Origin of the sequence: Microbacterium sp. No. 7, assembly GCF_001314225.1 — a bacterium.
In the GTDB taxonomy this organism is placed as follows: Bacteria; Actinomycetota; Actinomycetes; order Actinomycetales; family Microbacteriaceae; genus Microbacterium.
The window spans coordinates 3,999,169-4,012,883 of sequence record NZ_CP012697.1 but is presented as its reverse complement, the minus strand read 5'-3'; the positions used below and the strand labels follow the sequence as shown (position 1 = coordinate 4,012,883).

At 72.1% G+C, this 13,715-nt stretch carries 15 protein-coding genes; 6 read left to right on the top strand and 9 right to left on the bottom strand.

All coding sequences use genetic code 11. The features are described from left to right. Window positions 1-4: 4 nt before the first annotated feature. The 4 genes from AOA12_RS18565 to AOA12_RS18550 all read right to left on the bottom strand — a co-directional run bounded on the left by AOA12_RS18565 (window position 5) and on the right by AOA12_RS18550 (window position 4,217). Window positions 5-1,117: an ABC transporter permease gene (locus tag AOA12_RS18565; RefSeq protein WP_054686247.1), complete on the bottom strand. Its 1,113-nt coding sequence runs from the start codon at window positions 1,115-1,117 to the stop codon at window positions 5-7. Further along, entirely contained in the window at window positions 1,114-1,998 is an 885-nt protein-coding gene (locus AOA12_RS18560) for an ABC transporter ATP-binding protein (protein ID WP_054686246.1), read from the bottom strand. The genes AOA12_RS18565 and AOA12_RS18560 overlap by 4 nt, the downstream gene beginning before the upstream one ends. 243 nt (window positions 1,999-2,241) lie before the next feature. Then, window positions 2,242-2,925: a response regulator gene (locus AOA12_RS18555; protein ID WP_054687229.1), complete on the bottom strand. Its 684-nt coding sequence runs from the start codon at window positions 2,923-2,925 to the stop codon at window positions 2,242-2,244. Next, window positions 2,904-4,217 (bottom strand): sensor histidine kinase, encoded by a 1,314-nt coding sequence (locus tag AOA12_RS18550; protein WP_082406371.1) that lies wholly within the window; start codon window positions 4,215-4,217, stop codon window positions 2,904-2,906. The genes AOA12_RS18555 and AOA12_RS18550 overlap by 22 nt, the downstream gene beginning before the upstream one ends. A 172-nt stretch (window positions 4,218-4,389) precedes the next feature. Between AOA12_RS18550 and AOA12_RS18545 the strand changes: the two genes are divergently transcribed. Beyond that, window positions 4,390-5,772: an MATE family efflux transporter gene (locus AOA12_RS18545; RefSeq protein WP_054686244.1), complete on the top strand. Its 1,383-nt coding sequence runs from the start codon at window positions 4,390-4,392 to the stop codon at window positions 5,770-5,772. Next, window positions 5,769-6,779: a hypothetical protein gene (locus AOA12_RS18540; RefSeq protein ID WP_054686243.1), complete on the top strand. Its 1,011-nt coding sequence runs from the start codon at window positions 5,769-5,771 to the stop codon at window positions 6,777-6,779. Before AOA12_RS18545 ends, AOA12_RS18540 begins: the two co-directional genes overlap by 4 nt. A 30-nt stretch (window positions 6,780-6,809) precedes the next feature. On the opposite strand, the gene AOA12_RS18535 is transcribed toward AOA12_RS18540, so the two are convergent. Further along, window positions 6,810-7,274, bottom strand: a complete 465-nt coding sequence (locus AOA12_RS18535) for a septum formation family protein (protein WP_054686240.1) — start codon at window positions 7,272-7,274, stop codon at window positions 6,810-6,812. 185 nt (window positions 7,275-7,459) lie between these two features. Here AOA12_RS18535 and AOA12_RS18530 point away from each other — a divergent pair, with 185 nt between their 5' ends. Further along, window positions 7,460-7,882: an organic hydroperoxide resistance protein gene (locus AOA12_RS18530; protein ID WP_054686238.1), complete on the top strand. Its 423-nt coding sequence runs from the start codon at window positions 7,460-7,462 to the stop codon at window positions 7,880-7,882. A gap of 33 nt (window positions 7,883-7,915) precedes the next feature. On the opposite strand, the gene AOA12_RS18525 is transcribed toward AOA12_RS18530, so the two are convergent. Both AOA12_RS18525 and AOA12_RS18520 read right to left on the bottom strand, forming a co-directional pair. Next, complete coding sequence (locus tag AOA12_RS18525) at window positions 7,916-8,755, bottom strand: exodeoxyribonuclease III (protein WP_054686236.1); 840 nt, start codon at window positions 8,753-8,755, stop codon at window positions 7,916-7,918. Between the two features lie 10 nt (window positions 8,756-8,765). Beyond that, window positions 8,766-9,044 (bottom strand): hypothetical protein, encoded by a 279-nt coding sequence (locus AOA12_RS18520; RefSeq protein ID WP_054686234.1) that lies wholly within the window; start codon window positions 9,042-9,044, stop codon window positions 8,766-8,768. 174 nt (window positions 9,045-9,218) lie between these two features. On the opposite strand from AOA12_RS18520, the gene AOA12_RS18515 reads away from it, so the two are divergent. After that, window positions 9,219-9,440 carry a ribbon-helix-helix domain-containing protein gene (locus AOA12_RS18515; protein ID WP_054686232.1) on the top strand — a complete coding sequence of 74 codons (222 nt, stop codon included), beginning with the start codon at window positions 9,219-9,221 and terminating at the stop codon, window positions 9,438-9,440. Further along, window positions 9,437-9,796, top strand: a complete 360-nt coding sequence (locus AOA12_RS18510; protein ID WP_269465076.1) for a type II toxin-antitoxin system PemK/MazF family toxin — start codon at window positions 9,437-9,439, stop codon at window positions 9,794-9,796. Before AOA12_RS18515 ends, AOA12_RS18510 begins: the two co-directional genes overlap by 4 nt. Before the next feature lie 127 nt (window positions 9,797-9,923). Here the strand turns inward: AOA12_RS18510 and pntB are convergent, their stop codons facing one another. Both pntB and AOA12_RS18500 read right to left on the bottom strand, forming a co-directional pair. After that, window positions 9,924-11,360, bottom strand: coding sequence for a Re/Si-specific NAD(P)(+) transhydrogenase subunit beta (gene pntB / locus AOA12_RS18505; protein WP_054686230.1), 1,437 nt, complete (start codon window positions 11,358-11,360; stop codon window positions 9,924-9,926). Further along, window positions 11,357-12,904: a Re/Si-specific NAD(P)(+) transhydrogenase subunit alpha gene (locus AOA12_RS18500; protein ID WP_054686228.1), complete on the bottom strand. Its 1,548-nt coding sequence runs from the start codon at window positions 12,902-12,904 to the stop codon at window positions 11,357-11,359. The genes pntB and AOA12_RS18500 overlap by 4 nt, the downstream gene beginning before the upstream one ends. 217 nt (window positions 12,905-13,121) lie before the next feature. On the opposite strand from AOA12_RS18500, the gene pyrE reads away from it, so the two are divergent. Next, a complete protein-coding gene (pyrE, locus tag AOA12_RS18495) occupies window positions 13,122-13,700 on the top strand; it encodes an orotate phosphoribosyltransferase (protein WP_054686225.1) in 579 nt (192 codons plus the stop codon). The last annotated feature ends 15 nt before the right edge of the window (window positions 13,701-13,715 follow it).

The following is a 13,715-nucleotide window of genomic DNA, read 5'->3' as shown; positions in this document are numbered from 1 at the left end:
GCGGTCAGCCCTTCAGCGCGTCGGACAGCTTGACGCGGGCGCCCATGCGCAGCAGCGAGTTCTCGTAGATCTTCGCGCCGACGAGGATCGCGCCGATGCACGTGACGATCAGGATCGCGAGCGACACGAGCGGCTCCCACCAGTCCACCTGGCCGAGGAACATCCGCGTCGGCATTCCCACGGGCGCCGAGAACGGCACGTACGACATGACCGCGAGCACCGTCGGGTTGTTCCAGAAGAAGATCACGAGGAAGTACGGCGCCATGATGAGCAGCATGATCGGGGTCGTGGTCGAGCCGATGTCCTCCTGGCGCGAAACCATCGCCGCCGCGGCGGCGAACAGCGCCGCGAGCAGGATGAAGCCGAACAGGAAGAACACCGCGAACCACGCGATCGGCGCCCCGACCCCCTGCAGGAACTCGGTCTGACCCGTCACGGTGAGACCCACGACCGCGATCGCGGCGAGGATGAGGATCTGCGCCATCGCGAGCACCGTGTTGCCGATGACCTTGCCGGCCAGCAGTGCGCGGGTCGGCACGGCCGAGATCAGCAGCTCGACGACGCGCGTCTGCTTCTCCTCCACGACGCTCTGCGCCATCGTCGCGCCGAACGTCTGCGCGGCGAACAGGAAGATGATGCCGAAGCCGATCGCGGCGATGTAGCCCGCCCAGTTCGTCGCATTCTCCACGTCGAGCAGCTCGACGGCGGGGGTCTCCGACAGGGCCATGAGCAGCGAGGTCGACGCGTCGCGGTCGAAGACGACGGTGTACCCCAGGGGCGGCGCCCCGTCGGCGATGATCGCGGCATCCGCGTCGCCGCTGCGCACGAGCTCGCGGGCGGCGTCGGCGCTGTCGACCGTCGTCGCCTCGAAGCCCGGCACGCCCTGGATGTACTGCTGCGAGTCGGCGGTCACCGCGACGGGCGTCGTCGCGGCGTCCTTGGCCGTGAAGCCCGCCCAGATGACGCCCGCGAGGGCGAGCACGAACAGGATGCCGAACGAGATGAGGAACGACTTGCTGCGCAGCTTCGAGCCGATCTCGCGCTCGGCGACGAGCCAGACGCTCTGACCGAAGCCCGGGGCCGCGCCGGCGGCGGAACGCGTGGTGGTGGTGCTCACTGGATGACCTCCTTGTAGATCTGCGCGAGCGAGGGATGCTGCGGTGCGAAGCTCGCGACGGCGCCCTGCGCCACCGCGCGGGCGAGCACGCGCTGCACCGTCTCGTCGCTGTCGGCGTCGAAGAGGGCGTAGCCGCCGTCGAAGTCGAGCACCTGGATGCCCGTCTCGTCGCGCAGCCAGCCGGCGTCGCCGGCCGAGACGAGCTCGTAGCGGCGCACCGTGTGCTGCGCCCGCAGCGCGTCGCGCGAGCCGTTCGCGCGCACGCGGCCGCTCGCGATGATGACGAGGTCGTCGCACAGCCGCTCGACGACGTCGAGCTGGTGCGACGAGAACAGCACGGCCACGCCCTGCGCGGCGCGCGTCTGCAGCACGCCGGCGACGACGTCGACCGCGAGCGGGTCGAGGCCCGAGAACGGCTCGTCGAGGATGAGCACCCTCGGCTCGTGCACGAGCGCCGCCGCGATCTGCGCGCGCTGCTGGTTGCCGAGCGACAGGGTCTCGACGTTGTCGTTCAGACGCTCGCCGAGCCCGAGCTCCTCGAGCAGGGCGGTCGCGCGGGTCGTCGCGTCGGCCTTCGAGAATCCGTGCAGTCGCGCGAGGTAGACGATGTGGTCGCGCACGCGCATCTTCGGGTAGAGCCCGCGCTCCTCGGGCATGTAGCCGAAGACGCGCCGGTCGGCCGCCGTGACCGCGTGGCCGTCGAGGGTGACCTCGCCGCCGTCGCGGGCGAGCAGGCCGAGCGCGATGCGCATCGTGGTGGTCTTGCCGGCGCCGTTGCCGCCGACGAAGCCGGTCAGCCGGCCCGGGGGCACGGCGAAGCTCACATCGTCGAGCACGCGGCGGTCGCCGTAGCTCTTGGTCACGCCCTTCAGTTCGAGCATGCGCTCCTCCTCGGTCGGGATTGTGCCTCCGACGCTACGGCCGCCGCCTCCCCGCGACATCCCCCGCCCGGCGGATTCCGCCCGCCTCCCCCGCCCGGCGGACCCGCGGGTCCGCCACCCCCCCCAGCATCCGCCGCCGCCCCCTGCTGACCGCTACTGACCGCGAGACTGCACGTGCGCGACGAGACCGCACGCCAGAGGTGCCGTCTCGTCGCACCGGTGCAGTCTCGCGGGAGATGGGAGTCAGGCGAGGCCGTGGCGGTGGGCGTAGACGACGGCGCCGACGCGGTCGCGCACGCCGAGCTTGAGCAGCACGTTCGAGACGTGGGTCTTGACGGTGGCCTCGCCGATGAACAGCTGCGCGGCGATCTCGGCGTTGCTCATCGCCTGCGCGAGCAGCCGCAGCACCTCGACCTCGCGCTCGGTGAGGCCGGCGACGGCCCCGGCATCCGCCGTCCTCGGAGGATCGTGCGAAGCTCGGACGTTGCCGGCGGGATCGTCCGAGGCTCGCGAGATCCCCCGGACCTCGTGCGGGGGAGCGGATGCCGCGAAGCGCTCGATCACGCGGCGCGTCACCTCGGGGGCGAGCAGCGCGTCGCCCGCGGCGGCGATGCGCACGGCGTCGACGAGCTGCTCGGGGCCCGCGTTCTTCAGCAGGAACCCGCTCGCGCCCGCCGCGAGCGCCTGGAACAGGTAGTCGTCGCGATCGAAGGTCGTGACGATGATGACGGATGCCGCGACGCCGGCGTCGGCGACGATGCGGCGCGTCGCCTCGAGGCCGTCCATGCCGGGCATCTGCACGTCCATGCAGATGACGTCGGGCAGGAGCCCGGTCGCGGCCGCGACGGCCTCGGCGCCGTCGGCCGCCTCGCCGACGACCTGGATGTCGCCCGCCGCCTGCAGGATCATGCGGAAGCCCGCGCGCATGACGGCGTGGTCGTCGACGAGCAGCACGCGGATAACGCCGGCACCCCCACGGGCGTGCCGGCCGCCGCGCGCAGCGGCACGCGCACGCGCACGAGATAGCCGCCGCGCGGCCGCGGGCCCAGCTCGATCGTCCCGCCCGTCGCGAGCGCGCGCTCGCGCATGCCGACGAGGCCGAGACCGGGCCGGGGCGCGGTGAGCACGCGCCCCTCGTTGCTGACCTCCAGCTCGATCGCGTCGTCGCCGTAGCGCAGGCGCACGTCGGCGGTCGCGTGCGGTCCCGCGTGCCGGCGGGCGTTCGTGAGCGCCTCCTGCGCGATGCGGTAGAGGTTGACCTGCACGAGCTCCGACGCCGGCACGGGGTCGCCGACGACCTGCAGTGTCACGGGCAGGCCGTTGTCGCGCGCATGCGCGACGAGGTCGCCGAGCGCGTCGAGCCGGATGGTGGAGTCGCCCGGCGCGGCGGCGTCGGGCGTGCGCAGGGTCTCCAGCAGCTGGCGCAGCTCGGCGAGCGCCTCGCGGGCCTCGTGCTCGACGCCGCGCAGCGCCTCGCGCGCGGCCTCGGGGTCGCGGTCGAGCACGGCCCGCGCGGCGCCCGACTGCACGCCCATCGCCGACACGTGGTGTGCGACGACGTCGTGCAGCTCGCGCGCGATGCGCACGCGGTCGAGGGCGACGGCCTGCGCCGCGGTCAGCTCGCGCTCGTGCTCGAGCTCGGCGGTGCGCTCCTCGAGCACGAGGCGAGAGAGCGCCCCGGCGTAGGCGCGGTCGCCGAAGTACCAGGCCCCGCCGAAGAACGCCGCGTTGACGAGCATCGTCATGAGCGTGTACGCCGCGAACGGCGAGAACAGCCCCGCCTTGGAGAGCTCGGAGTCGCCGACCGCCGACTGGAAGGCGACGACGAGCAGCCACACGAACACGCCCGCGATGACGCCCGCGCGCAGCAGGAGGGCGCGCCGCCGGTCGTCGATCCAGGCGCCGACCGTGTACATCGCGATGAACATCGAGACGTTGCCGACGTAGAGCTCGGGCAGGCGCGTGGTCTGCGCGGCGAAGAACGCGAGCATGACGACGATCAGCACGATCCCGGGGAAGCGCCGCCGCACGGCGATCGCGCCGCCCAGCACGAGCGCGTAGACGACGGCCCAGATGAGGTCGGGGGTCTCGTCGCCGAAGAACCCCACGATCTGCCCGAGCCAGCCGCTCAGGACGCCGAGCACCGTGAGCCCGCCGCCGAGCCACGCGTCGCCGCGCAGATCGTCGGGCGTGGGCGGCCGCCGCGTCATGACACTCATGCCCTCCACCGTACGGGCGACCGCGCACCCCGGCATCCCTCCCGCGGGGGAGATGGGCCGGGGGAGGGATGCCGGAGGAGACGGCGCCCCGCTCCGCCGGACCCTGCCGCTCTCGCCCCGCCCGGTATAGTAAGGCGACCCTAACCAGGGTCGATCACACTCGGGAGGCATCATGTCGGCATCCGCGCCCTCCTTCCAGCGCAAGGGCCTCATGCGGCTGAGCTGGCCGCTGCTCGTCGTGACGCTGTTCGCGCTGCTCGGCGCGCTCGGCAACCAGATCATGCTCATGGCGGTCTCCGCCGACCTGAACGCGGCGATCGGCATCGCCAACCGCGTGTTCGGCGTCGCGAACGACATCGCGGTGCTGTTCGGCTTCGGCGCGCTCGTCGTCGTCGCGCAGTCGCTCGGCGCCGGCGCGATGCGTGCGGCGCAGCGCGCGAGCATCATCGCGCTGCGGGCGAGCACGCTGCTCGGGATCGTCCTCGCGCTCGTCGCCGCGCTCGGGGCGCCGCTGTTCCTGGAGTGGCTGCGCGCCGCCGACCACCTGCGCGCCGACGCCTCCGCGTACATCTGGATCGCGGCCGCGGGCGTCGCGTTCTACGCCTACCAGATGGCGGCCTTCTCGGTGCTGCGCGCCTTCGGCCGCACCGTCGAGCTGCTGCTGCCGGCGATCGTGATCAACGTCGTCGACCTCGCGCTGCTGTTCCTCTTCCTCTTCGTGCTCGACCTCGGCATCGTCGCGACCGCGCTGCCGACGCTCATCGTGCGCGGCGTCGTGGTCGTGATCCTCGCCTGGCTCGTGCGCCGTGTCGCCGGCGTGGGGCTGTTCACGCCGCTGCCGCCGCGGCAGGCGGGCGGGCAGGCGTGGACGATGGCGCGGCTGTCGATCCCGTCGGTCGTGGAGAACTCGGCGTTCAACATCGCCGTGCTCGTGGGCGCCTCCGCCGTCAACGCCCTGGGTCGTGACGCGACGAACGCGCACGGCTTCGCCCTCACGCTCACCGCCCTCGTCACGGGCGTCGTGCTCGCGATGGCGCAGGGCAACGAGACGATCGTCGGCTGGGACGTGGGCGATCGCGATCCCGCCCACGCGCGCCGCCAGACGCTGCGCACCATCGCCGGCACCGCGATCGCCGCGGCCGTGCTCACGGCGCTGCTGTGGCTCGCCGGGCCCGCCGTGCTGCCGCTCGTCGGCCTCGACGCCGACGCCGTCGCGATGGCCACGACGGGCCTCGCGATCAGCATCCTGCTGCTGCCGCTGTCGGCGGTCACGACGATCGCCTACGGAGCGCTGCGCTCGGCGGGCGACGTCGCGGTGCCGATGGCCTACTCGATCGCGACGAGCGCGCTCGTGCTCGCCCCGGCGTCCTTCCTCTTCGCCGACACGCTCGGCCTCGGCGTCGCGGGAGCGTTCTGGGCGCTCGTGCTCAACGAGGCGGTCAAGGCCGCGCTGCTGCTCGGGCGGTGGCTGCGCGGACGCTGGCGCGATCGGCCGCGCGTCGTCGAGGGGCAGCTCGAGCCCGCCGGCGCCGAGCCGCTCGGCACGGCGCCATGACGACGCGGAACGAGAGCGCGACGACGTGGGCGCGGGCGCTGACGTCGTGGGGAGAGGATGCCGTGCGCTGGGCGCTCGTGCGCGATCCGCGTCCCCGGCGCACCGTGCGCGACGCCGCCTTCGCCGCCTACCTGCGCGACGTGCGCGGCACCGTGCGACGCCCGCCGCACCGGTTCGAGACGATCGAGGTGCGCTCGCTCGCGCGCGGCGGGCACAGCGAGATCGTCGAGATCGCCCTCGATGCGACCGGCAGCGGCGCCTTGCCGGGCGACATGCTGCAGGTGTGGTGGGAGAACCCGGCCGACGGCCACGCGCCCGGCGACGACGCGTCCGTGCCCCACTGGTCGACGCCGCTGCCGCATCGCCCCTCGCGGCGCGTGCGCGCGACGGGCGGCGAGCTGCGCCGCCGCGTGCTCGACCTCAGCGCCGGGACGCCGGCCGACCCCTCGCGGGCGCCGCGCATCACGCCGCGGTTCTACACCGTGTCGGATGTGACGGGCGACGAGCTGCGCCTGCAGGTGACGCGGTCGGCCGCGTGGCCCGAGCGCGCGGCCGCCTACCTGCACCGCCTGCAGCCCGGCGCCGTCGTGCGCGGCTGGGTGCTGCGGCATCCGCACCGCCTCGACCGCGCCCGTCCCGCGCTCGCCGTCGTCACGGGCTCGGGCGCCGCGGGGGTGTTCGCGGCGCTGCGGGCGGGGGCCCGCGGCATCCATCTCGTGTGGGGACTGGGCGACAAGGGCCTCGCGCCGTGGATCGAGCGGGAGCTCGACGGCCATCTCGCGTCGGGGGCGCTCGACCGCGTCGAGCTGGCACACGCGCCGCGGCGGGTCACCGACCTGCTCGCGCCGCAGCTGGCCGAGGCGCGTGACCTGGTCGCGGCGGGCGGCTCCGTGTACGTGAGCGGCAACTCCGCGATGGCGGATGCCGTCGACGCGCTGCTCACCGGTGCGCTCGGCGCCGAGCGCGCGCGGGCCCACGCCGAGCTGCGCTACATCGTGTCGGCGTAGGGCCGCGTCGGCGATCGTCGCCCGGCGGCGTCAGCGGGCGGCGCCCTTGAGCGTTCCCGTCACCTGCTTGTTCGGCTCGAACACGGCGCACTGCACGAGGCGGTCGTCGCGCTCGTTCCAGCTCAGCTCCGTGGGCTGGACGCCGAAGTAGAAGAAGTCCGACTCGCTGTCGACGATGCCGACGAACTCCTGGAACTCGCGCGCGCAGTTCTCGTTCATGGCGGCCTCGATCGCCGAGACGCCGGGGTAGTCGCCCTCGGGCAGCTCGAACTCGTAGTACACCTCGTTGTCGTGCGGCTCGTCGCAGGAGACGATCGGCACGCTGTCGGCGGCGCCGGCGTCGTCGCCCTCGACGGCGACGTCGTTGAAGCAGTCGCCGACGCTCAACGTGACGACGTCGGCGGGGTCGGGCTCGTCGGCGTCGGTCGAGGCGGAGCAGCTGGTGAGGGCGACGGCGGCGAGCAGTGCCGCTGAGGCGACCAGGAGCTTCTTCATGAGGGGGTTCTCCGTCTGTCGTGAGGCGTTCTCGGTGCATCCCGAGGCTACCCCGGCCGCCTATGAGCGCGCCGACCGGGGGAAGGATCCCTCCCTCCCACCGCACCGACCCGCTCGAATATGTTGGTGCCGGACGGTGCCGCGAGCCCGCGGCCGCCGCCACGACACGAGAACAGGAGCCGCCAATGGATGCCGTCTTCACCGCCGAGGCCCTCTCCACGGGCGAGGGCCGCAACGGGCACGTCGCCACGGGCGACGGGTTCCTCGACGCCGAGCTCCGGATGCCGCCCGAGCTGGGCGGGCCCGGGGGAGCGCTCAACCCGGAGGCCCTCTTCGCCGCCGGCTACGCGGCCTGCTACCACAACGCGCTGCTCAGCGTCGGGCGCACGGCGAAGAAGCATCTCGCCGACAGCAGCGTCGGCGCGCGGGTCTCGCTCGTGCGCAAGGAGGAGGGCGGCTACACCCTCGCGGTCGTGCTCGAGGTCGTGATCCCCCACCTGACGCACGCCGAGGGCGTCGAGCTCGCCGAGGCGGCCGACCGCATCTGCCCCTACTCGAACGCGATCCGCGGCAACGTCGAGGTCACGATCACCGTCTCCGACGACTGACCGGCCGCGCCGGGGGCTCGGAGGCCCCGGCGCTCAGAAGATCATCGGGCGGTCGTCGTCGTCCGGGCCGTCGAGGTCGAGGTCGACGACGACCGGCACGTGGTCGCTCGGGCCGTCGCCCTTGCGCTCGTCACGGTGGATCGCGGCGCCCACCACGGCATCCGCGAAGGCGTGCGAGCCGAGGATGAAGTCGATGCGCAGGCCCTCGTTGCGGGGGAAGCGCAGCTGCTTGTAGTCCCAGTACGTGTATCCGGTCGGCACGATCGGGCGCACGGCGTCGACGAGGCCCGCGTCGAGCAGCGCCGCGAACGCCGCGCGCTCGGGCGGCGACACGTGCGTCGTGACGCCGGGCACGATCGTGGGGTCGCCGTTGTCGTCGTCGGTGGGGGCGATGTTGAAGTCGCCGGTGAGGGCGAGCGCGAGGTCGGGGTCGCCCGCGAGCGCGTCGCTCGCGTAGCCCCGCAGCGCCTCGAGCCACTGCAGCTTGTACGCGTAGTGCGGGTCGTCGAGACCGCGGCCGTTGGGCACGTACAGGCTCCACACGCGCACGCCGTCGATCGTCGCGCCCAGCGCGCGGGCCTCCTGCGGGGCGTCGGGCCCGTCGTATCCCTTCTTGAACCCGGGCATGCCGGGGAAGGCGATCTCGACGTCGTCGATGGGCAGGCGCGAGGCGATCGCCACGCCGTTCCACTGGTCGTGCCCGTGCGCCTCGACGGTGTACCCCGCGGCCTCGAAGGCCGCGTACGGGAACTGCTCGGGCTTGCACTTGATCTCCTGCATCGCGAGCACGTCGACGTCCTCGCGCGCGGCGAAGCCGACGATGCGGTCGACGCGGGCACGGATCGAGTTCACATTCCAGGTGGCCAAGCGCATGGCATCCAGCCTACGGGGCGTCGATCCTCGCCAGCCGATGATCCAGGTCCTCCAGCTCTGCCCGGACTCGTGCGCGGGCGTGAGGTGTGAACATCTTGATCTGCATGTTCAGGACGATCTGGCTCTCGCTTTCGCTGATGCTCAGAAGCTCACTCAGCGCGGGGCCGGCCGACGCCGTATCGGCGGGAAGCGTGTTGCAGATGCGAAGAACCTCAGGGGCGTTCTCGACGGCACGGAGTATGACGCTGACGATGTGTCTGCGTTGCAGGAGCAGGTCGCGGTCATTCATCTCGGAACGAGTCTAGGCAGAGCTCAGGAGCGGATGAAGCGTCGCGGCGCGCTCGCAAGCGAGAATGACCGTTTCGGGTGCGCTCGGCCGAGACCGCCGGCAGGCGAGCGGGATCGGTGCTCAGACTGATCGCCGGCGGTAGCAGGATGGATGCTACCCTGGTAGCATCATGACATGGGATTCACGAAGGTGAGTGTGAGCTTGAGCGAGCAGGACGTCGCCTTCCTCGATCTGGAGGCGTCATCGGGGCGCGCCGAGAGCCGGTCGGCGGCGGTGCAGCAGGCCGTGCGACTGCTGCGCGAGAGCCGGCTCGCCGACGCGTACGCCGAGGCCTTCGCCGAATGGCACGAAGACGAGGCGACGTGGGATGCCGCCGTCGCGGACGGCGTCGCGTGACGATCCCCTTTCTGCGCCGGGGTCAGATCGTGCTCGTGAGCCTCGACCCTGCGGTCGGCAGCGAGGCGGCGCGCACGCGCCCGGCCGTCGTGGTGAGCAACAACACCGCGAACGTCGCCGCGCTGCGCGCCGAGGGCACGATCACCGTCGTTCCGGTCACGAGCAGCACCGCGCGGGTCCATGACTTTCAGGTGCTGCTGCCGAGCGCCGTCACGGGCCTGCCGCGCGACGGCAAGGCGCAGGCCGAGCAGGTGCGCACCGTGTCGGTGCGCCGTGTCTCCGCGATCGCCGGGTGGGTGCCCGACGAGACCATGGGCGCGATCGACGACGCCCTGCGGCTGCACCTCGCCCTGTAGCCGCCCCGGCCCGGCCTCGGATGCCGGGATGCCAGGATCCGGGTGCTCCGGCCGCGCCGGGCTGAAACGGCGCGAGCCGCCGAGAACTCGATCGTTCTCGGCGGCTCGCGTGCGGGGGATGCCGGGGTCAGTGCGCCGCGGGCACCGCCGCGAGGTGGTGCAGGATGTCGTCGACGCGGTCCTTCGCGTCGCCGAACAGCATCTGCGCGTTCTCGCGGAAGAACAGCGGGTTCTGCACGCCCGCGTAGCCCGAGGCCATCGACCGCTTGAAGACGATGACGTTGCGGGCCTCCCACACGCGCAGCACGGGCATGCCGGCGATGGGCGAGCCCGGGTCCTCGGCGGCGGCCGGGTTGACGGTGTCGTTCGCGCCGATGACGAGCACGACGTCGGTCTCGGCCAGCTCGTCGTTGATCTCGTCCATCTCCAGCACGATGTCGTAGGGCACCTTCGCCTCGGCCAGCAGCACGTTCATGTGGCCCGGCAGGCGTCCCGCGACGGGGTGGATGCCGAATCGCACGTCGATGCCGCGGTCGCGCAGCTTGTGCACGAGGTCGGCGACACCGTGCTGGGCCTGCGCGACGGCCATGCCGTAGCCGGGCGTGATGACGACGCTCGACGCGCCCGCGAGCAGGTCGGCGGCCGACTCGGCGTCGATCTCGCGGTGCTCGCCCGTGACCTCCTCGCCGCCCTTGGCCGGCGCCTCGATGCCGAAGCCGCCCGCGATGACCGAGATGAACGACCGGTTCATCGCCTTGCACATGATGTACGACAGGTAGGCACCCGACGATCCCACGAGCGCGCCCGTGACGATGAGCAGGTCGTTGTTGAGCAGGAAGCCCGCCGCGGCGGCCGCCCAGCCCGAGTAGCTGTTGAGCATCGACACGACGACGGGCATGTCGCCGCCGCCGATGGATGCCACGAGGTGCCAGCCCAGCAGGAACGAGAGGATCGTCACGGCGATGAGCAGCCACAGCCGCTGGTCGATCACGAACCACACCGTGAGGGCGAGGAACAGCACGAGCGCCAGGATGTTGAGGAAGTTCTTGCCCGGCAGCATGAGCGGCTTCGACGAGATCTTCGCCGACAGCTTGAGGTAGGCGACGATCGAGCCGGTGAACGTCACGCCGCCGATGAAGATGCCGATGAACACCTCGGCGTTGTGGATGCCGGCGAGCTCCTCGGAGATGTGCGGGTGGCCGAGGTAGCCGTTCCAGCCGACGATCACCGCGGCGAGGCCGACGAAGGAGTGCAGCAGGGCGATGAGCTCGGGCATCCCGGTCATCTCCACCACGCGCGCGCGCCAGAGGCCGATCGCGGCGCCGATCACGAGGGCGACGACCAGGATCACGAGACCCGTGGTGGCCTGTGAGCCGCCCCAGGCGCCGACGAGCGTGAGCCACACGGTGGCGCCGAGGGCGAGCGCCATGCCGATGATGCCGTACACGATGCCCCCGCGGGAGGTCTCGTGCTTGCTGAGGCCCGCGAGACTCAGGATGAACAGCAGGGCCGCGACGATGTAGGCGGCTGTCGCGACGCTCGACGCGATCTCGGCGGCGGTCATCGGTTCTCTCCCTTCGAGAACATGGCGAGCATTCGGCGGGTCACCGCGAACCCTCCGAAGATGTTGATGCTCGCGACCAGCACCGCGACCCCGGCGAGGATCTGCACGGTGAGGCTGTCGAGCGCCAGCTGGCTGATCGCGCCGACGACGATGATGCCCGAGATGGCGTTGGTCACGCTCATCAGCGGCGTGTGCAGCGCGTGCGCGACGTTGCCGATGACGTAGAAGCCGATGACCACCGACAGCATCAGCACGAAGAAGTGCTGCGGGAGGGGGGCGGGGGCGAAGGCGCTGACGAGGAAGAGCGCCGCGAAGCCGGCGATCAGCAGGCCCGTGCGGGCCCCCTTCGACATCTTCTTCTTCTCGGCCTTGGCGGGCACCGCGGCCGCGGGCTTCGCGGCGGGTGCGGCCGACACCTGCACGGGCGGCGGCGGCCAGGTGACCTCGCCCTCGCGCACGACCGTGACCGCGCGCTGCACGACGTCGTCGAAGTCGAGCGCGATCGCGCCGTCCTTGCCCGGCGTGACGAGCTTCAGCAGGTTCAGCAGGTTGGTGCCGTACAGCTGCGAGGCCTGGGCGGGCAGGCGCCCGGCCAGGTCGGTGTAGCCGAGGATGATGACGCCGTTCTCGGTGACGACGCGCTCGCCCGCGACGGAGCCCTCGACGTTGCCGCCGGTGCCGGCGGCCATGTCGACGACGACGCTGCCGGGCTTCATGCTCGCGACGTCGGCGGCCGTGAGCAGGCGCGGCGCGGCGCGGCCGGGGATCTGCGCGGTGGTGATGACGATGTCGACGTCGGCGGCCTGCTCCGAGTAGATCTCGGCGGCGCGGCGGTCGTACGCCTCGCTCGTCGCCTTCGCGTAGCCGTCGGAGGAGACCTCCTTCTGCTCGTCGGGCACGACGACCTCGAGGTACTCGCCGCCGATCGACTTCACCTGGTCGGCGACCTCGGGGCGCGGGTCGGTCGCGCGCACGATCGCGCCGAGGCTCGACGCCGCGCCGATCGCGGCGAGGCCCGCGACGCCGGCGCCCGCGACGAGCACCTTCGCCGGCGGCACCTTGCCCGCGGCCGTGACCTGGCCGGTGAAGAACCGGCCGAACTCGTGCGCGGCCTCGACGACGGCGCGGTAGCCGGCGATGTTGGCCATCGAGCTGAGCACGTCCATCGACTGCGCGCGCGAGATGCGGGGGACCGCGTCCATCGCGAGGGCCGTGACACCGCGCGCCGACAGCGCCTGCAGCAGCTCGGGGCGCAGCGCCGGGCTCAGCAGGCCGACCAGCGTGGTGCCGGGCGACAGCAGCGCGATCTCCTCGTCGACGGGCGCGTTGATCTTCAGCACGACGTCGGCGCCCCACGCCGTGGCGCGGTCGACGACGGTCGCCCCGGCGTCGGCATAGGCGCTGTCGGGGAACGACGAGCCCGCGCCCGCGCCCGACTCGACGATCACGTCGTAGCCGAGCGCGATGATCTTCGACACGGTCAGGGGGGACGCCGCGACGCGCTGCTCGTTCGGTTGCTCGGTGACGATACCGATGCGGGCCATAGATGCTCCTTGGATGTCCTGCGTGCCTGCTTCCGCGCAGACAAGCTTCGACTCTAGGGCCGACGGCGGTTGATTATCGGCAATCTGACGACATCGAAAAGGAAAGCCGGGGAATCTTGTATGCGAACGTGAAAATCCTTGATTCTTTCGCGCGTGGCGGCGGTCTGCAGCATCCGGCGGCGAAAGATACGCGCGCGAGCGCCGTACACTCGGAGGCGTGACCGCAGCCTCCACGCCCGCCCTCGAAGCCGACCGCCAGGCGCTCATCGCCCTCATCAAGGAGGAGGCGGTGTTCCACGGCGACTTCACGCTCTCCAGCGGAAAGAAGGCGACGTACTACGTCGACATGCGCAAGCTCACGCTCGACCACCGCGCCGCCCCCGCGATCGGGCGCATCATGCTCGACCTCGTCCGCGACGTCGACGGCGTCGTCGCGGTCGGCGGTCTCACCCTCGGCGCCGACCCCATCGCGAACGCGGTGATGCACGAGTCGGTGCACGCGGGCCGGCCGCTCGACGCGTTCGTCGTGCGCAAGGAGCCGAAGGACCACGGCCGCGGCCGCCAGATCGAGGGCGCCGACGTCGCCGGCAAGCGCGTCGTCGTCGTGGAGGACACCTCGACGACCGGACAGTCGGCGCTCAAGGCCGTCGAGGCGCTCCGCCGCGAGGGCGCCGAGCCCGTCGCGGTCGCCGTGATCGTCGACCGGCGCACGGGCGCCCAGGCCGCCGTCGAGGCCGCGGGCCTGCAGTGGCTCGCCGCGATCGACCTCGACGACCTCGGGCTCGCCCCGCAGTAGCCCGTGCCCGCGGGA

Bases quoted from the DNA above. Each gene is read 5' to 3' on its own strand.
- AOA12_RS18550 (WP_082406371.1), bottom strand. From the start codon at position 4,217: ATGAGTGTCATGACGCGGCGGCCGCCCACGCCCGACGATCTGCGCGGC.
- AOA12_RS18560 (WP_054686246.1), bottom strand. From the start codon at position 1,998: ATGCTCGAACTGAAGGGCGTGACCAAGAGCTACGGCGACCGCCGCGTG.
- AOA12_RS18515 (WP_054686232.1), top strand. From the start codon at position 9,219: ATGGGATTCACGAAGGTGAGTGTGAGCTTGAGCGAGCAGGACGTCGCC.
- AOA12_RS18540 (WP_054686243.1), top strand. From the start codon at position 5,769: ATGACGACGCGGAACGAGAGCGCGACGACGTGGGCGCGGGCGCTGACG.
- AOA12_RS18500 (WP_054686228.1), bottom strand. From the start codon at position 12,904: ATGGCCCGCATCGGTATCGTCACCGAGCAACCGAACGAGCAGCGCGTC.
- pntB (WP_054686230.1), bottom strand. From the start codon at position 11,360: ATGACCGCCGCCGAGATCGCGTCGAGCGTCGCGACAGCCGCCTACATC.
- AOA12_RS18535 (WP_054686240.1), bottom strand. From the start codon at position 7,274: ATGAAGAAGCTCCTGGTCGCCTCAGCGGCACTGCTCGCCGCCGTCGCC.
- AOA12_RS18530 (WP_054686238.1), top strand. From the start codon at position 7,460: ATGGATGCCGTCTTCACCGCCGAGGCCCTCTCCACGGGCGAGGGCCGC.
- AOA12_RS18525 (WP_054686236.1), bottom strand. From the start codon at position 8,755: ATGCGCTTGGCCACCTGGAATGTGAACTCGATCCGTGCCCGCGTCGAC.
- AOA12_RS18555 (WP_054687229.1), bottom strand. From the start codon at position 2,925: ATGCGCGCGGGCTTCCGCATGATCCTGCAGGCGGCGGGCGACATCCAG.
- AOA12_RS18545 (WP_054686244.1), top strand. From the start codon at position 4,390: ATGTCGGCATCCGCGCCCTCCTTCCAGCGCAAGGGCCTCATGCGGCTG.
- AOA12_RS18520 (WP_054686234.1), bottom strand. From the start codon at position 9,044: ATGAATGACCGCGACCTGCTCCTGCAACGCAGACACATCGTCAGCGTC.